The organism is Rhodococcus sp. KRD162 (assembly GCF_017168335.1).
Taxonomy (GTDB): domain Bacteria; phylum Actinomycetota; class Actinomycetes; order Mycobacteriales; family Mycobacteriaceae; genus Rhodococcoides.
On sequence record NZ_JABFAU010000005.1, the window covers coordinates 343,856 to 361,347 of the forward strand.

At 64.7% G+C, this 17,492-nt stretch carries 17 protein-coding genes and 2 tRNA genes; 8 read left to right on the forward strand and 11 right to left on the reverse strand.

The window, feature by feature from the left end; genetic code table 11:
* Position 1: 1 nt before the first annotated feature.
* From pcaB to J1M87_RS10060, 4 genes are read left to right on the forward strand one after another with little or no spacing between them, the layout of a single operon-like run.
* Entirely contained in the window at positions 2–1,348 is a 1,347-nt protein-coding gene (gene pcaB, locus J1M87_RS10045) for a 3-carboxy-cis,cis-muconate cycloisomerase (RefSeq protein WP_206489392.1), read from the forward strand.
* Positions 1,348–2,535 (forward strand): 3-oxoadipate enol-lactonase, encoded by a 1,188-nt coding sequence (gene pcaD / locus J1M87_RS10050; protein WP_206489393.1) that lies wholly within the window; start codon positions 1,348–1,350, stop codon positions 2,533–2,535. The genes pcaB and pcaD overlap by 1 nt, the downstream gene beginning before the upstream one ends.
* Entirely contained in the window at positions 2,532–3,353 is an 822-nt protein-coding gene (locus J1M87_RS10055; RefSeq protein ID WP_206489394.1) for an IclR family transcriptional regulator, read from the forward strand. Before pcaD ends, J1M87_RS10055 begins: the two co-directional genes overlap by 4 nt.
* Positions 3,346–4,557, forward strand: a complete 1,212-nt coding sequence (locus tag J1M87_RS10060; protein WP_206489395.1) for an acetyl-CoA C-acetyltransferase — start codon at positions 3,346–3,348, stop codon at positions 4,555–4,557. The genes J1M87_RS10055 and J1M87_RS10060 overlap by 8 nt, the downstream gene beginning before the upstream one ends.
* Positions 4,558–4,665: 108 nt before the next feature.
* Here the strand turns inward: J1M87_RS10060 and clpX are convergent, their stop codons facing one another.
* The 5 genes from clpX to J1M87_RS10085 all read right to left on the reverse strand — a co-directional run bounded on the left by clpX (position 4,666) and on the right by J1M87_RS10085 (position 9,224).
* Positions 4,666–5,946 carry an ATP-dependent Clp protease ATP-binding subunit ClpX gene (clpX, locus tag J1M87_RS10065; protein ID WP_027497577.1) on the reverse strand — a complete coding sequence of 427 codons (1,281 nt, stop codon included), beginning with the start codon at positions 5,944–5,946 and terminating at the stop codon, positions 4,666–4,668.
* A 297-nt stretch (positions 5,947–6,243) separates the two neighbouring features.
* Positions 6,244–6,885: an ATP-dependent Clp protease proteolytic subunit gene (locus J1M87_RS10070; RefSeq protein WP_206489396.1), complete on the reverse strand. Its 642-nt coding sequence runs from the start codon at positions 6,883–6,885 to the stop codon at positions 6,244–6,246.
* A 46-nt stretch (positions 6,886–6,931) separates the two neighbouring features.
* Complete coding sequence (locus J1M87_RS10075; RefSeq protein ID WP_206489397.1) at positions 6,932–7,582, reverse strand: ATP-dependent Clp protease proteolytic subunit; 651 nt, start codon at positions 7,580–7,582, stop codon at positions 6,932–6,934.
* 83 nt (positions 7,583–7,665) lie between these two features.
* Entirely contained in the window at positions 7,666–9,045 is a 1,380-nt protein-coding gene (tig, locus tag J1M87_RS10080; RefSeq protein ID WP_206489398.1) for a trigger factor, read from the reverse strand.
* 105 nt (positions 9,046–9,150) lie between these two features.
* A tRNA-Pro gene (locus J1M87_RS10085) sits at positions 9,151–9,224 on the reverse strand.
* Positions 9,225–9,394: 170 nt separating this feature from the next.
* Between J1M87_RS10085 and J1M87_RS10090 the strand changes: the two genes are divergently transcribed.
* Together J1M87_RS10090 and J1M87_RS10095 are read left to right on the forward strand one after the other, a co-directional pair.
* Positions 9,395–9,468, forward strand: a tRNA-Gly gene (locus tag J1M87_RS10090).
* 107 nt (positions 9,469–9,575) lie between these two features.
* On the forward strand, positions 9,576–10,337 hold the full coding sequence (locus J1M87_RS10095; RefSeq protein WP_206489399.1) for a DUF1542 domain-containing protein: 762 nt from the start codon (positions 9,576–9,578) through the stop codon (positions 10,335–10,337).
* A 6-nt stretch (positions 10,338–10,343) separates the two neighbouring features.
* Here J1M87_RS10095 and J1M87_RS10100 read toward each other — a convergent pair whose 3' ends face one another.
* Together J1M87_RS10100 and J1M87_RS10105 are read right to left on the reverse strand one after the other, a co-directional pair.
* Positions 10,344–11,138, reverse strand: coding sequence for an Fpg/Nei family DNA glycosylase (locus tag J1M87_RS10100; protein WP_206489400.1), 795 nt, complete (start codon positions 11,136–11,138; stop codon positions 10,344–10,346).
* Positions 11,139–11,618 carry a ribose-5-phosphate isomerase gene (locus J1M87_RS10105; RefSeq protein ID WP_206489401.1) on the reverse strand — a complete coding sequence of 160 codons (480 nt, stop codon included), beginning with the start codon at positions 11,616–11,618 and terminating at the stop codon, positions 11,139–11,141.
* A gap of 16 nt (positions 11,619–11,634) precedes the next feature.
* On the opposite strand from J1M87_RS10105, the gene J1M87_RS10110 reads away from it, so the two are divergent.
* Positions 11,635–12,297, forward strand: a complete 663-nt coding sequence (locus J1M87_RS10110) for a DUF429 domain-containing protein (RefSeq protein ID WP_206489402.1) — start codon at positions 11,635–11,637, stop codon at positions 12,295–12,297.
* An 85-nt stretch (positions 12,298–12,382) separates the two neighbouring features.
* On the opposite strand, the gene J1M87_RS10115 is transcribed toward J1M87_RS10110, so the two are convergent.
* Complete coding sequence (locus J1M87_RS10115) at positions 12,383–13,066, reverse strand: DsbA family protein (RefSeq protein WP_241256633.1); 684 nt, start codon at positions 13,064–13,066, stop codon at positions 12,383–12,385.
* Positions 13,067–13,156: 90 nt separating this feature from the next.
* Here J1M87_RS10115 and pepN point away from each other — a divergent pair, with 90 nt between their 5' ends.
* Positions 13,157–15,730 (forward strand): aminopeptidase N, encoded by a 2,574-nt coding sequence (gene pepN, locus J1M87_RS10120; RefSeq protein WP_206489404.1) that lies wholly within the window; start codon positions 13,157–13,159, stop codon positions 15,728–15,730.
* A gap of 90 nt (positions 15,731–15,820) precedes the next feature.
* Here the strand turns inward: pepN and J1M87_RS10125 are convergent, their stop codons facing one another.
* From J1M87_RS10125 to J1M87_RS10135, 3 genes are all read right to left on the reverse strand, one after another.
* Positions 15,821–16,297 (reverse strand): DUF5130 family protein, encoded by a 477-nt coding sequence (locus J1M87_RS10125; protein WP_206489405.1) that lies wholly within the window; start codon positions 16,295–16,297, stop codon positions 15,821–15,823.
* Positions 16,284–16,535, reverse strand: coding sequence for a hypothetical protein (locus J1M87_RS10130; protein WP_206489406.1), 252 nt, complete (start codon positions 16,533–16,535; stop codon positions 16,284–16,286). Before J1M87_RS10130 ends, J1M87_RS10125 begins: the two co-directional genes overlap by 14 nt.
* Before the next feature lie 82 nt (positions 16,536–16,617).
* Entirely contained in the window at positions 16,618–17,280 is a 663-nt protein-coding gene (locus tag J1M87_RS10135; protein WP_206489407.1) for an HNH endonuclease, read from the reverse strand.
* Between the last annotated feature and the right edge of the window lie 212 nt (positions 17,281–17,492).

Sequence of the window (17,492 nt, forward strand, 5' to 3'; positions counted from 1 at the left end):
AATGACATCCGAGCGAGGTGCACTGTTCGACCCGACGTTCGGCAGCGATGTCATCGCGCCGATGGTCGGTGACCGCGCCTGGGTGACAGCGATGCTCGACGTCGAAGCAGCCCTCTCGCGGGCCGCGGCTTCGGCCGGACTGGTGACGGTCGGCGACGCCGACATCATCACCGCTGCCGCCGCAGAACTCGGTGAGAACCTGGACATCACTCGCCTCGGGAACGCAGCGGCCGCAGGCGGAAATCCCGTCATTGCGCTGGTGCAGCTGCTTCGCGATGCCGTGGCCGCATCCGGGGTTCCCTCCAGTGCAGTACATCCCGGTGCCACCAGCCAGGACATCATGGACACGGCGCTGATCGTCGTATCGCGCGGTGCACTCGGAGAGATCGAAGCCACGCTGGACGGCGCGTGCCGCGCCGCACGCGATCTCGCCGCGACCCATCGCACCACCCCCATGGCGGCACGCACTCTCGGCCAGCAGGCACTGCCGACCACCTTCGGCCTCGTCGCCGCGAACTGGGCATTGGGTTTGTACCGCGCACGCACGCGCCTGGCAGCGGTGCGAGCTGCGTTGGAGGTGCAGTACGGCGGTGCCGCAGGCACTCTCGCGGCGGCGTTTCCCCACGGGATCACCATTGCCACGGCACTGGCCGCAGAATTGGAGTTGGCACCGCAGCTCGCCCCCTGGCACACCGAGCGCACAGCCATCGCCGACATCGCCTGCGCGTTGGGTACGGCCGCCGGATCGATCGGCAAGATCGCCGGGGACATCGTGTCGATGTCGTCCACCGAGCTGGGTGAGGTGTCCGAGGATGCGCCCGGGGGCTCCTCCGCGATGCCACACAAACGCAATCCGGTGGCCGCCATCACCGCCCGTGCTGCGACCCGCCGTGTGCCGGGCGCAGTGTCGACCGTGCTCTCGAACATGAATCACGAACATCAACGCGCTGCGGGCGCCTGGCACGCCGAATGGGAGACCGTCACCGACCTGCTGCGCCTCACCGGCGGTGCCGCACACCGGATTGCCACCAGCCTCGATGGACTGCACGTACATCCGGAGAACATGGCCCGCAATCTCGGAGCCACCGACGGCGCACTGCTCGCCGAACGGGTCACAGCCGCTTTGGCACCGCACACCGAGCGGGCTCGGGACATCGTGACTGCTCGGTGCGCAGCACAGGAACCGTTGGACACCGACGCTGCCATCACCGAATTTCTCACGCCGTCGACGGTTCGTGAATTGCTCGATCCGGCTGGATATCTGGGCCACGCCCCCGAACTGGTCGACCGCATCCTCGCCCAGCTGACACCCGAGACCGAACACCCCACCGACTCGAAGGGGTCTTGATGACCGTTGCACTGGCTCATGAACACGTCCCAGGACCGCGCGCCGACGCGGACACCGTCGTGCTGATCGGTTCCCTCGGTTCCGATCGATCGATGTGGAACCCGCAGATCGGTCCGCTCTCTGCCTCCGTGCACGTACTCGCGGTCGATCTCCGTGGCCACGGGCAGTCACCTGTTCCAGCAGGTCCGTACTCGATGGCCGAGCTCGCCGAAGACGTTCTGGCGCTGCTGGACTCGCTCGATCTGGAACGTGTGCACCTGGTCGGGCTCTCGATCGGCGGTGCCATCTCGCAGTGGATCGCCATCCATCGTCCGGAGCGCGTGCAGACACTGACACTGCTGTGCACCTCGACGAAGTTCGGGGACCCGGCGCAATGGATCGACCGCGCAGCAGGCGTGCGTGCGTCGGGAACCGAATCCTTGGCCGATGCCGCCCTCACACGCTGGTTCACCGCGGAACTACTCGCTCGCGATACCGATCTCGTCGATCGGTATCGCACGATGATCGTCGACACCCCCGACGAGGGCTACGCATCGTGTTGTGAGGCGTTGGCGGGCTGGGACTCCCGGGCGGACCTCGGACGAATCAGCGCACCCACCCTCGTCCTCGCCGGGCTACAGGATCCCGCAACGACCCCCACCGACCTGAAGATCATCGCCGACGGTGTCGCCGGATCGACGTTCCGAATACTGGACCCGGCCGCGCACCTGGCCAACGTCGAGCAGGCGGGGCCGGTCACTGCCGCGATCGCCGCACACATCGGATCGAACTCGTACACCACGGGCCGCGCCGCTGCGCACGATGTCGGTATGGCGGTGCGGCGCAGCGTTCTCGGCGATGCCCACGTCGACCGCAGCATCTTGGCGCGGACTGAATTCACCGCACCGTTCCAGGACTTCATCACCCGCACCGCGTGGGGCGATGTCTGGAACCGCCCCGGGCTCGACCACAAGACGCGCAGACTGCTGACGCTGGCGATTCTGACGGCGGTGGGTAATGAGCACGAGCTCGATATGCATATCCGCGCTGCCCTACGCGCAGGAGTGCCACCTGGAGAACTGGCCGAGGTGTTTCTGCACACCGCGGTGTACGCCGGAGTTCCGAACAGCAACAGTGCCTTCGCCCTCGCGAACTCCGCGATCACCGAAGCCTCGTCTGCTACCGAGGCCGAGGCGGGCACCTCGTGAATGCCGAGAACGCGCCGCCGCCTTCCTCGGACTACGTTCAGTCGCTCGGCCGCGGCCTCGCGGTGATTCGAGCTTTCGACGCCGAGCATCCGCGTCGAACACTCTCCGATGTCGCGAGGGCAACCGACCTCACCCGTGCCACAGCCCGACGGTTTCTCCTCACGCTCGTCGAGCTCGGCTACGTCCGTACCGATGGTGCGATGTTCTGGCTCACCCCGCGCGTACTCGAACTGGGCTACAGCTACCTGTCGAGCCTGACCCTCCCGGAAGTCTCGGGGCCACACCTGGAGGCACTGGCCGAACGGGTACGAGAATCGTCCTCGGTCTCAATACTCGACGGTGACGATGTCGTGTATGTCGCCCGAGTCCCCGTGAGCCGCATCATGACCGTCGGAATCAACATCGGCACCCGATTCCCCGCGTTCGCGACCTCGATGGGGCGGGTGCTTCTGGCCGGGCTACCGGCCCAGGAACGCACCGCATACCTCGCCCGAGTGCAGCTGACTCCGCTCACCGGGAGAACGATCACCTCGGCCCAGGAGCTCGACCGCGAGCTCGATCGCGTACGCGCCGAGGGCTTCTGCCTGGTCGATCAAGAACTCGAAGAGGGCCTGCGGTCGATCGCTGCACCCATCCACGACGGCAACGGGGCGGTCGTCGCCGCGGCGAACGTCTCCACTCAGGCCGCGCGGCATTCTGCCGACGCCGTCCGCAGCGAACTTCTTCCTGCCCTGCTCGACGCCATCCGCGCCATCGAAACCGACCTGCTCCGGGTGAGCACCGGACTCAACGACACACGAGGAACCCCCCATGCCTGATGCAGTGATCTGTGAACCACTTCGCACCCCGGTCGGCCGCTTCGGCGGCCAGTTTCGCGATATCTCCGCCCAGACTCTGGCCGCCACGGTCATCGCCGAACTCGTTGCTCGCACCGGCATTTCCGGTGCAGATATCGACGACGTGATACTGGGACAAGCGTCTCCCAACGGCGACGCGCCTGCAATCGGCCGTATTGCCGCGCTCGATGCGCACCTGGGAATCGATGTCCCCGGTATGCAGGTCGATCGGCGCTGTGGCTCCGGATTGCAAGCGGTGCTCCAGGCGTGCATGCAGGTGCAGTCGGGCGGCAACGACCTGGTTCTGGCGGGCGGCGTGGAGAGCATGAGCCAAACCGAGTTCTACGCCACCGGCATGCGATGGGGCGTCAAAGCCGAGGCGGTGGCGCTGTCCGATCGGCTTGCCCGTGCGCGAGTGACCGCGGGCGGCAAGAACTTTCCCGTACCCGGCGGCATGATCGAAACTGCCGAGAACCTGCGGGCGGAATTCTCCATCAGCCGCGCCGATCAGGACGCGTTGGCCGTGCAATCGCACCGACGGGCGGTCGCCGCACAGAACAGCGGCGTGTTCGCCGAGGAGATCGTGGGAGTATCTGTCCCCCAACGTAAATCGGATCCCGTGCTCGTGACCACCGATGAGCACCCCCGCGCAGAAACCACCATGGAGTCCTTGGCCGGTTTGAAGCCGATCCGCGCCGCCATCGATCCCGAGTCGACGGTCACGGCAGGAAACGCCAGCGGGCAGAACGACGGAGCCGCACTCGCCGTTGTCACCACCCCGGAAAAGGCTGCAGCCCTTGGCCTTCGGCCACTGGCCCGCCTCGCCGGCTGGGGGGTGGCCGGAGTGGCCCCGCGCACCATGGGCATTGGTCCTGTGCCTGCCAGCGAGAAAGCGCTCGGACGCCTCGGACTCGGTCTCGACGATATGGGGATCATCGAGCTCAACGAGGCGTTCGCAGCTCAAGCCCTCGCCGTCACCAGAACCTGGGGCATCGACGCCGACGACCCGCGGTTGAACCCACATGGTTCCGGAATCTCGCTGGGGCACCCCGTAGGCGCTACCGGAGCTCGAATTCTCACCACCTTGCTGCGCGAGATGGAACGCCGCGAGGTCCGCTACGGACTCGAGACGATGTGCATCGGCGGCGGGCAGGGACTGGCGGCGGTGTTCGAGCGCCTCAGCTGACCGGCGGGATCCATTGCCTATCGGACATCGCGAACCACCTGGCCCCGCGACAACGAGCCCCGATCATCGTCTCGATGATCGGGGCTCGTTCGTGGAACAGGATGTTCGTCAGGCGGACTTGTCTCGGCGTTCGGGACGTTCCGGCTTGCGCGGCACGATGGTCGGCAGCACGTTGTCGTTCACCGTTTCTGCCGTGACCACCACCTTTTCGACATCGTCGCGGCTGGGGATGTCATACATCACCGGCAACAGAACTTCTTCCATGATGGCCCGAAGTCCACGCGCACCGGTCCCGCGGAGAATTGCCTGATCGGCGATCGCTTCCAGCGCCTCGGAGGTGAACTCGAGCTCCACGCCGTCCATGTCGAACAAGCGCCGGTACTGCTTGACGAGCGCGTTCTTCGGCTCGGACAAAATCGTCACGAGCGATTCCTTGTCCAGATTCGTCACCGAGGCGATCATCGGCAACCGACCGATGAACTCGGGAATCAGACCGAACTTGATCAGATCCTCCGGCATCACCTCGGCGAAGTGATCCTGCGTGTCGATCTCGGCCTTGGAACGAACCTCGGCACCGAAGCCGAGTCCGCGCTTTCCAACGCGATCGGAGACGATCTTCTCGAGGCCCGCGAAAGCACCGGCGACGATGAAGAGCACGTTGGTGGTGTCGATCTGAATGAACTCCTGATGCGGATGCTTGCGTCCACCCTGCGGCGGCACGCTGGCCTGGGTTCCTTCCAGAATCTTCAGCAACGCCTGCTGCACGCCTTCACCGGACACATCGCGCGTGATCGACGGATTCTCGCTCTTGCGGGCGATCTTGTCGACCTCGTCGATGTAGATGATGCCCGTCTCGGCCCGCTTGACGTCGTAGTCCGCCGCCTGGATCAGCTTGAGCAGAATGTTCTCGACATCCTCGCCCACGTAGCCGGCCTCGGTGAGTGCGGTGGCATCGGCAATGGCGAACGGGACGTTGAGCATCTTGGCCAGCGTCTGCGCCAGGTACGTCTTACCGCAGCCCGTCGGGCCGAGCATCAGGATGTTCGACTTCGCCAATTCGACGGATTCGCCTCGCACATCGCGGGCCTTGTCACCAGCTTGGATGCGCTTGTAGTGGTTGTACACCGCGACGGCGAGCGTGCGCTTGGCAGCGTCCTGGCCGATCACGTAATTCTCGAGAAAGTCCTTGATCTCGGAGGGCTTGGGCAGATCGTCGAGCTTCACTTCGCTCGACTCGGCCAACTCCTCCTCGATGATCTCGTTGCACAGGTCGATGCACTCATCGCAGATGTACACCCCTGGTCCAGCAATGAGTTTCTTGACCTGCTTCTGGCTCTTGCCGCAGAACGAGCACTTCAGCAGATCGCCACCGTCACCGATGCGTGCCATTCGGAGGTTCCTACTTCCTTGTCCGCGTACGACCCACGCGGTCGGATTGTGCCGAGTCCGCGGTGGGGCTTGTTCCCGGCTTTCGTCACGCCGAGATCGATCGCCCGAGTTCTTGGGTGCGACGCTACCCGTGTTCGCCGAACATGGGCGGGTTGTTTCCGGTGATTCGCCACCCGATTTCGTCGATCTCGGTGATCGGCTGGTAAATCGCGACCGCCGGGCGGAGTATCTCACTCGCGCCCGGCGCCGAGAATCCTCTGCCGGACCGTACCGGTCCGACCGGTGGTGCTCGCTCTGCTAGCTCTGTGCAGAGAGCTTGCGGTACTCGAACACGGTATCGATGATGCCGTATTCCTTGGCCTGCTCAGCGGTCAGGATCTTGTCGCGATCGGTGTCCTTGCGGATGACGTCGGGATCCTTTCCGGTGTGCCGACCGAGGGTGGTCTCCATCAGTCGCCGCATGCGCTCGATCTCGGCAGCCTGGATTTCGAGGTCGGAGACCTGGCCTTGGATTCCGCCGCTGGACGGCTGGTGAATCAGCACCCGAGCGTTGGGCAGAGCGGCGCGCTTGCCGGGGGTTCCGGCTGCGAGCAGAACCGCAGCTGCCGAGGCCGCCTGGCCGAGGCAGACGGTCGCGACGTCGGCGCGGACGTACTGCATCGTGTCGTAGATCGCCATCAGCGAGGTGAACGAACCGCCGGGCGAGTTGATGTACATCGTGATGTCCCGGTCGGGATCGAGGCCCTCGAGCACCAACAGCTGGGCCATGATGTCGTTGGCGGACGCGTCGTCGACCTGGACGCCGAGGAAGATGATGCGCTCCTCGAACAGCTTGTTGTACGGGTTCGACTCCTTGACGCCGTAGCTGGAGTGCTCGACGAAGGACGGGAGGATGTACCGCGAGGACGGCAACTGGTTGGGATCGAACAGGTTTGTCATCGTTTCTCCAAGATGTGAGGGATCGAGGTCGCCGGTAACGGCCGAACTACTCGCCGAGTCCACCGGCCTGCCGCGCGCGGGAGACGACGTGGTCAACGAACCCGTATTCCTTGGCCGCCTGCGCGGTGAACCATCGGTCGCGGTCGGAGTCCTCGGTGATCTGCTCGACGGTCTGGCCGGTGTGCAGAGCGATGAGCTCGGCCATCTCGCGCTTGGTGTGGGCGAACTGCTCGGCCATGATGGCGATATCGGACGCACTGCCGCCGATACCGGCCGAAGGCTGATGCATCATGATCCGCGCGTGCGGAAGCGCGTAGCGCTTGCCCTTGGCACCGGCGGACAGCAGGAACTGCCCCATCGAGGCGGCCAGCCCCATGCCGTAGGTCGCGATATCGCACTCTGCGAATTCCATGGTGTCGAAAATGGCCATGCCCGCGGTGACGGAGCCACCGGGCGAGTTGATGTACAGCGCGATGTCGCGGGTGGGATCCTCGGCCGAGAGCAGCAGGATCTGGGCGCACAACTTGTTCGCGATATCGTCGTCGACCTGGGTACCGAGGAAAATGATGCGGTTTTGAAGCAGACGCTCGTACACGGAGTCGCTGAGATTCAGCCCTGATGCAGCCGAAGTCATGACGGGACTCTGCTCGTGCGAAGCCGCCGGATTCTGAACAGTCACGGTACCTGCCTTTTCCATAACAAATCGTTGATTCCTGACACAGACACTAACGAAAGACGGCGGCTCCGGAGTCCCGGAACCGCCGTCGTTCGCTGTCAGCGTTACTTCTCTTGTTCGCCCTCGGATGAATCGGCCGCTTCGACCTCGCCGGGAGCATCGGCGGGGCTGCCGAACAGCTCCGCGGTATCGACGCTCGCGCCGGTCGTGTCGGTGACGGTGACGCGCTCGACAACCGAGGCCAAGGCCTTACCGCGCTTGACATCGGCGAACACAGCACCGAGCTGGTTGGCCTGCTGCACCTGCTGGATGAACTGCTCGGGCGGCATGCCGTAGCGCTGCGCCTGGAAGATGATCCGCTCGGTGAGCTCTTCCTGGCCGACCTGCGTGTTCTCGGCCTCGGCGATCGCGTCGAGAAGAAGCTGGGTACGGACCGACTTCTCGGCCCCCTCCTTGACGTCCTTGTCGAACTCCTCGCGACTCGAACCCTGCGACTCGAGCAGCTCGGCGAGAGCCTCCTCGTTGTGATCGAGGCCGTGGATGGCCTCGTGCACCTGGGAGTCGACCTCGGCCTTGACGACGGCCTCGGGGGCCGGAATCTCGATCGTGTCGAGCAGGGTCTCGAGCACCTTGTCGCGAATTTGACCGGCCTGCTCGACCTTCTTGCCTCGCTCGACGCGAGCCTTCAGGTCCTCCAGCAGCTCGTCGAAGGTGTCGAACTCGCTCGCCAGCTGGGCGAACTCGTCGTCGGCCTCGGGAAGCTCGCGCTCCTTGACCGAGACGACCTTGACCGTGACGACGGCTTCCTTGCCCGAGTACTCACCGGCTACCAGCGTCGAGGTGAACTCCTTCGACTCGTCTGCCGAGACACCGATGATGGCGTCGTCCAGACCGTCGATGAGCTGTCCTGAGCCGACCTCGTGGGACAGCCCGCTCGCAGTGGCTTCTTCGACGTTCTCGCCGTCGACGGTGGCCGAGAGATCGATCGAGACGAAGTCACCGTCCTGGACGGGACGGTCGACGCCGGTGAGGGTGCCGAACCGCTGGCGCAGCGATTGCAACTGCTCGTCCACGGCCTCGTCGCTGATCTCGATCGGGTCGACGACGACGCTGATGGTCGAGTAGTCCGGCAGTTCGATCTCGGGGCGCACATCGACCTCGGCGGTGAACGTGAGCTCGGTTCCGTCCTCGATCTTGGTGATCTCGATCTCGGGCTGGCCGATGACCTTGACGTTCTCGTTGGTCACGGCCTCGGAGTAGCGGGAGGGAAGAGCGTCGTTGACGACCTGCTCCAGTACGGCACCGCGACCGACGCGTGCTTCGAGCAGCTTGGCCGGAGCCTTCCCCGGACGGAATCCTGGCAGGCGGATCTGCTGAGCCAAAGCCTTGTATGCGCGGTCGAAATCAGGCTTGAGCTCCTCGAAGGGCACCTCAACGTTGATACGGACTCGCGTCGGGCTCAGCTGCTCGACGGTGCTCTTCACGGGACATGCTCCTTTGTGGTGATTCTTGCTTGCTGATCGTGCTGGCTTACGGTCTCGCCTCGCTCGCCGCGAATCACGGCGAACCGTCTCTACGGACCTCATTTGTCGGGGTGACAGGAATTGAACCTGCGACCCTCCGCTCCCAAAGCGGATGCGCTACCAAGCTGCGCCACACCCCGTCGTACGGACACCATTGAACAGCAACCGATAGTAGACCCTGATGGGCGCCCCACCGATGGCGTTCGGCCGGACCTGGCGCGGCGGGCCGGTTTGGAATCCGGCAGCGGCGTTGGGTACAGTCTTGAAACGCAGGCGACGGAACTGGCGATCCCAAGACTGTTGTTTGCACGCCGATGTAGCTCAATGGTAGAGCCCCTGTCTTCCAAACAGGCTACGCGAGTTCGATTCTCGTCATCGGCTCCATCGAAAAGCCCCGCACTGTCAGTGCGGGGCTTTTTCGTGTCCGCGTATCCTGAAATACGAGTCCGAATTGTCCGAACTGGACATGCACCGTCGGCGGAAGGCCCGAAGTGGAAATAGTCCTGATCGTCATCGTCATCGCCGCAGTGGCACTGCTGGTGGTGCGAAGCAAGAAGAACTCGGCTGCAGCCGCCGAAACCGCTCTGGCCGACGCCAAGGCCGATGCCCGCCAGTCGATCGAACGTCTCGGCGGCCAGGTCTACAACCTGATCGGCACCGACACGCCCTCGAAACAGGCATTGGCCGACGCTTCCGAGCGCAATATCGCGGCCGGTTCGCAAATCGACCAGGCCACGACCCCCGAACAGGCCCGACTGGCCAAGCAGACGGCCCTCGAGGGGCTCTACTACATTCGCGCTGCACGCCTGGCGATGGGCATGGATCCAGGCCCCGAGGTCCAGGGCATCGACGGCCAGCAGCAGGCAGGTCGAGTCACCGAGGATCGCACGGTCGACTTCGAGGGCCGTGAGGTCGCGGCGTCACCCGATCCGTCCGAACGCACCCCGAACTACTACCCGGGTGGCCGCGTAGCGGGCCGTCCGGTTCCCGCCGGCTGGTACTCCGAGCCGTGGTGGCGTCCGGCCCTGGTCGCAGGCGCATGGGGAATGGGTTCGATGTTCCTGTTCTCGGCGATGTTCTCCGGCATGGCCGGGGTTCCGGACGACACCGCAGCGGGCGGCGACGCAGGAGCCGAGGACGGCGGCATGGGCGACGAGGGCAACGACCTGGGCGGCGACTCGGACTACGGTTCGATCGACGACGGGGGCGGTGACGGCTTGTTCGGCGACGGCGGCTTCGGAGACTTGTTCTGACACTGTTCAGGTGGCCTGACAGACCGGGCACCAGAACAGGTTTCGCACCTGCATCGTCGAGTGCAGGATTTCGGTGCCGCACACCCGGCACGGGAACCCCTGCCTGCGGTAGACGTAGGACCGGGGCCTGCCCGCGGCGTACGTATCGCCGTGATCGTCCCCGGGCCGGATGGTGATGATGCGGCCGCGTCGAACACCGATCTTCATCAGCTCGACGAGGTCGAACCAGATTGCGTCCCACTCGGCTCGATCGAGGTCCTTGCCCGGTCGCATCGGGTTGATCTCGTGGCGGAACAGAATCTCGGCGCGGTAGACGTTTCCGACGCCGGCGAGCACCTTCTGATCCATCAGCAACGTGCCGATGGAGGTGCGTGATGCCGAGATTCGCGCCCACGCCCTGTTCGGGTCGGCGTCCTTACGCAGCGGGTCCGGCCCCAAGCGCGCCACCAGGGCGTCGACCTGCTCTTCGGTGTAGATCTCACAGGCGGTGGGGCCGCGCAGATCGACACCGTACTTCTCCCCCACCATGCGCAGCCGGACGGCACCCACCGGCTCGTTCAGTGGCACGGCCTGTTCGGTGAACTTCCCGTAGAGGCCGAGGTGAATGTGCACGATCAGATCGGACTCGTAGCGGTGCAACAGATGCTTGCCCCAAGCCTCGGCCTTCTCGAGCACGAGCCCGTCGATCAGCGCAGCACCGGAGGTGAACCGCCCCTGAGGGCTGCTCGCGGCCACCGGTGCCCCGCCGAATCGACGTTGATGCACCCTGGCGAGTCGGTGCAGGGTGTGGCCTTCTGGCACCTATGCAGGCTTTCCCGGCACCTCGGGTGCCTCGCCGGTGCGCTCGTACTCGGACAGGATGTCGATGCGTCGCTGGTGGCGCTCTTCTCCCGAGAACGGAGTATCGAGAAACGCGTCGACGATGGCGAGGGCCTCGGGCAGTGTGTGCATGCGGCCACCGAGACCGATGAGCTGTGCGTCGTTGTGCTCGCGGGCCAGCTTGGCGGTCTCGACGCTCCACGCGAGTGCGCAGCGAGCGCCTGTGACCTTGTTCGCAGCGATCTGCTCGCCGTTTCCGGAACCACCGAGCACCAGGCCGCGACTGCCCGGGTCGGCAACGACGCGACGGGCTGCGTCGATGCAGAAGGCCGGATAGTCGTCAACGGGGTCGTAGTCGAAGGCACCGCAGTCGACGGGCTCGTGCCCGGTCGCTGTCAGGTGTTCGATGATCTGATTCTTGAACTCGAGGCCGGCGTGGTCAGCACCCAGGTATACGCGCATGCCTAGAGTCTGACAGGTGAACTCCGGAGCCGAGAAATTCGCCGGCGTGGACGGCGCGAAGGGTGCGTGGGTCCTCGCGATCTTCGATGGCACGACACTGACGTGGACTGCCTGCTCCTCGGTGCCGGACGTGATCGATCTCACCCGAGAGTGCGCGCGAGTCGGCGTCGACATGCCGCTGTCCCTGCCCACCGAGGGCTACCGAGTCAGCGAACTCGAGGCGAAGAAGTTTCTCGGACCGGCTCGCAGCTCGATCTTCCACACCCCCGTCGTCGATGTGCTCGAGGCTTCGACTTACGAGCAGGCGTGCTCGATTTCCCGCGAGATCACCGGCAAGGCGATCAGCAAACAGACCTGGCACATCCTGCCCGCAGTACGTGCCTGGCGGGAGGCGCATGTCGACGTGGACACGTACGTCGAGGTGCATCCGGAATGCTCGTTTCGCGCGATGTCGCCTGCGACCGACTACGCATCGAAGAAATCCGGCCGCGGCATCGGGCAGCGACTGGCCACGCTCGGGCGGTGGAGCGAGAACGTCGACCTGGCGGACCTACCGCCGGGACCGGCCGTGGACGATTTTCTCGACGCAGCCGCGGCGGCATGGTCGGCGCAGCGCTTCCACGCCGGAAAGCACCGTGTTTTCGGCACCGAGGACGCATCGGACCGAATCGTGGCCTGACCCCGCGTGCACGAAAGTTCTTCTCCTGCTATGAATTTCCGTGCACCCTGCTATGAATTTCCGTGCACGCGGGGAGGTGGCGCGATCAGTCGAACTGCGGATCCTCGTCCCGCGAGCGCTTGAGCTCGAAGAAGTGTGGGTACGACGCGAAGGTCACCGATGCGTCCCAGAGCTTGCCTGCTTCCTCACCCCGTGGGATGCGCGAGAGCACCGGACCGAAGAACGCGACGCCGTTGACGTGGATGGTCGGGGTACCGACATCGGGGCCGACCTTGTCCATTCCGGCGTGATGGCTGGTGCGCAATTCCTCGTCGTGGTCGGTGCTGCCTGCCGCGTCGGCGAGATCCGCCGGCAGGTCCAGCTCGGCCAGGGACTCCTTGATCACGACTTCGAAATCCTTGTTGCCCTCGTTGTGGATTCGCGTTCCCATTGCCGTGTACAGCGGTGGGAGAATCTCGTCGCCCTTCAGTTTGGCGGCGGCGATGGCCACGCGCACCGGGCCCCATGCCTTCTTCATCATCTCGGCGTATTCCTCGGGCAGATCGCGGCCCTCGTTGAGCACGGCGAGGCTCATGACGTGGAAGTTCACGTCGATGTCGCGTACCTGCTCCACTTCGAGAATCCACCGTGAGGTGATCCAGCACCACGGGCACAGTGGGTCGAACCAAAAATCGGCGGTGTCTTTCTGTCCTGAACCGGCCACAGTGCTCTCCTTGCAAGTCGAGGTCAACCTATCTTCATGCACAACAACCTCCCACCGCACAGACATTCCGCGACGTCTGTCGGCCAGCGCCGGCTACTCGTGACGTGATGGGATGGAGGGCACTACCCATAACTACACGAAGAGGTGTCGACAGAAGTGGTTGCTCCCAACCTGACGCGTGACCAAGCCTCCGAACGTTCGGCGATCATCGGGGAAACGAAGTACGCGATCGTTCTCGATCTCACCGACGGCCAGGGCAATCCCGGCGAGAAGGTATTCCGCTCGCTCACCACCATCACGTTCTCGGCCACGGCCGGAGCGTCGACGTACGTGGACATCGTTGCGCGCACGATCCGTTCCGCAACCCTCAACGGGACGGACCTGGACACCACGAGTTACGACGAGTCGACGGGCATCGCGCTCGAGAACCTGGCCGAGCACAACGAGCTGGTGATCGATGCGGACTGCATCTACTCGCACACGGGCGAGGGTCTGCACCGGTTCGTCGATCCGTCGGACGACTCGGTGTACCTGTACTCGCAGTTCGAGACCGCCGATGCCAAACGCATGTTCGCCTGCTTCGATCAGCCGGATCTCAAAGCAACCTTCGATCTGAAAGTCACCGCACCGGAAAGCTGGACCGTCATCTCCAATGCCGCACACGCGGCCGAACCGGCATCAGGCGAGCACGTGTTCGACACGACACCGTTGATGAGCACCTACCTCGTGGCGCTCATCGCAGGTCCGTATGCTGAATGGACCGACTCGTACACCGACGACCACGGCACCATCCCACTCGGAATCTACTGCCGCGCATCGCTTGCCGAGTACATGGATGCGGAACGGCTGTTCACCGAGACCAAACAGGGCTTCGGCTTCTACCACGAGAACTTCGGCACTCCCTACGCGTTCGGCAAGTACGACCAGCTGTTCGTACCCGAGTTCAACGCCGGTGCCATGGAGAATGCGGGCGCGGTGACCTTCCTCGAGGATTACGTCTTCCGGTCAAAGGTGACTCGGTACTCCTACGAGCGCCGTGCCGAGACCGTGCTGCACGAGATGGCGCACATGTGGTTCGGCGACCTGGTGACGATGACGTGGTGGGACGACCTGTGGCTCAACGAGTCCTTCGCCACGTTCGCCTCGGTGCTCTGCCAGTCCGAGGCAACCGAATACACCAACGCATGGACCACGTTCGCCAACGTCGAGAAGGCCTGGGCATACCGCCAGGACCAGCTGCCCTCGACCCACCCCATCGCCGCGGACATCCCCGATCTGGCTGCGGTCGAGGTCAACTTCGACGGCATCACCTACGCCAAGGGCGCGAGTGTGCTCAAGCAGTTGGTGGCCTACGTCGGCAAGGAGGACTTCCTGGCCGGGTTGCGGTCCTACTTCGTCGATCACGCTTTCGCCAATGCCACGTTCTCGGATCTGCTGTCGGCCCTGGAGAAGTCCTCGGGTCGGGATCTCTCGGACTGGGGTGCACAGTGGCTGCGCACCACCGGGTTGAACACACTGAGCCCGGACTTCGACGTCGACGCCGACGGCACGTTCACCCGCTTCGCTGTTCGACAGACCGGAGCGGCACCCGGTGCGGGCGAGCATCGGGTCCACCGGGTCGCAGTGGGCATCTACGACGACGTCGACGGCAAGTTGGTGCGCACCGAGCGCGTCGAACTCGATCTGGATGCCGCCGAATCGACGACCGTCGACGCACTGGTCGGAGTCTCCCGCGGCAAGCTGGTGTTGGTCAACGACGACGATCTGACGTACTGCGCGGTGCGGCTGGATCCGGACTCGCTCGCCACCCTGCTCTCTCGAATCGGCGACATCGCCGAGCCGCTCCCCCGCACCCTGGCCTGGTCGGCGGCCTGGGAGATGACCCGCTCAGCGGAAATGAAGGCCCGGGACTTCGTCGCACTCGTCCAGCGCGGCATCGGCGGCGAAACCGAAGTGGGTGTGGTGCAACGTCTTCTGCTGCAAGCCAAGACTGCAGTCGACTCCTATGCCGACCCCACCTGGGCCGCCGAGCACGGGTCCCCCGAATTCGCCGATGCAGTACTCGAATTGGCCAGGGGAGCCGAGGCAGGCTCCGATCACCAGCTCGCGTTCGTCAACGCCCTCACCGCTACCGAACTCTGTGATCGTCACGTCGAGGTGTTGCGGGCACTACTGGACGGCGATGTCGATGGTCAGTCCCTGTCGGGTCTGGGTGTCGATACCGATCTTCGGTGGCGCATCGTGACCGCATTGGCGGGGGCCGGTGCCATCGACGCCGATGGGCTCGACTCGCCGGTGATCGACGCCGAGGCCGACCGGGACAACACCGCGGCCGGTGCTCGATCCGCCGCGGCCGCGCGAGCGGCCCGGCCGAGCGCTGAAGTCAAGGAGCAGGCCTGGACGACGGTCGTCGACGACGATGCCGTCCCCAACATCACGGCCCGCTCGATCATCGGCGGCTTCGCAGGCCCAGGTCAGGCCGAGTTGCTCGAGCCGTACGTCGCCCGCTATTTCGAAGCCATCGAAGGTGTGTGGTCTCGTCGATCCAGCGAGGTCGCGCAGACCGTTGTGGTCGGCCTGTACCCGTCCTGGTCGATCAGCGAACAGTCGCTGGCGGCCGCAGACAGGTTCCTGGACGCGGACTTGCCACCCGCGCTACGACGCCTGGTGATCGAGGGCCGTGCCGGAATTGTTCGATCGCTTGCCGCGCGGGAGTTCGACGCCGGCTGATCTCGGCAGAACAGACGGCACGGGCCGGTTGCGTCGCCTTTCGGCGAGCAACCGGCCCGTGCCGCGTTCGCGGTCGTGTGGCAAGAAGACCTAGGGACTGAGAATGGCCGCTGTCATCACCCGCACCGAGGTGACGAGACCGTCGATGAGGTTGCCGTCGCGGAACGGCCCGAGTGCCGCCGTGACACCCAGCTGCGCAACCCGGTCGGTCGCGCGATTGGACACTCGCTTTCCGCTCCGGATCTCGACGGCGTGCCGATTGGGATCGACGGCGATCAGGACGGACCGAATGGCATCGGGCGTGCCGGGAAAGACGGATTCGACGCCGGTGGACGGATCGTCGCCGAGATCACCGATGTAGATGTTGAAGCGAATCTTGGTCTGCCGGGTCGCCTCGGTCAGCGCGTCGTCGAGCGCAACCAGATCCTGCGTCGCGAACGGTAGGTGATCGGGGTTGACGGTCCCGAACTCGTGCGCAGCCGAGACGCGGCCGCTGGCGGTGAGGGCGGATCCGAACGGCAGATCCCGTTCCTCGATGTCGTGACGAACGAGTTCACCACTTGCCACTTGCAGCACCTCCGATCGAATCGGCCGCGTCGGCGTCGTGCGATCCGTGTCCTCCGAAGGGAGTCACCTCGTCCGTAGCGCTCCACAGCAATGGTTCGCGCGTCCACTCGTCCGTCAGTCGGTACGGAGGCACGTCCATACCGGGCTGCTTGTCGGTCAAGTAGGTCAACGCGCCGATGAGTCCGATCACCGCAACCGGAATCACCCCGAATATCAGCGTGGTCTCCAAAATGCTCACAGGGTGTGACGTTAGTCGACAATTGCGCTTCGAACCACGTCGGGGCCGGTGTTGTGACCGAACCGTATACACCGGTCGAGTGTCAGGCAGCACCTTCACCGAGATACGCCAGCCAACTCGGGTCCAACTCCTTGGTCGTCGCCAACAGACGCCAGTGCGGCCCCTTCGGCGGCACCAGCTGCGCCCGCAGCGTCCAGCCGATCTCACTGAGCAGTTTGTCCGCCTTGCGATGGTTGCACGAAGCACAACACGCCACACAGTTCTCCCACGAGTGGCCCCCGCCTCGGCTGCGCGGCACGACGTGGTCGACCGTCTCGGCCTTGCTTCCGCAGTATGCGCAGCGGAAGCGATCGCGGTGCATCAGGGCGGCACGCGTCATCGGCACTCGCGCTCGATACGGAACCCGAACGAAGGTTCTCAGCCGAATCACCGACGGAACCTGCACCGAGAAGTCGGCCGATCTGATGAACGGCCCTTCCGGATCGTCGTGCACCACGTCGGCCTTCCCACAAACGAGAAGAACCACCGCCCGGCGCATCGGAAGCGCGGTCAGTGGTTCGAATGTGGCATTGAGGAGCAGCACACGGCGTTTGACCCACGCCGGTACGGCGTCGTCGCTCGTGGCATCGTGGGCCGTCGGCACCACGCGCAGCGGAGAAGCCCCCGAGGCCGTCTCACGCTGGTCGTGCGTGGTGCGGCCCTCAGTGGGCGGGAGTTGTCGATGGCGGTGTTGCGAGTTCTTCATGCGTCACTCCAGAAGCAGTCGGCGCCCGCGCATGGCTTGCGTGGAACACGAGTGACAGTGGAACACGAATACACCGCCTGCGCACAGCCTTTTTCCGGGCATTTTCTGTTGCCGATCGGTGAACTTTGCGCGTCGACGCGTTCGCGATCGGCCACCGGGGAGCCCATGCGCTGCGCGACTGGCGAGAATTCTGCGTCTCCGTAGACTTTTCG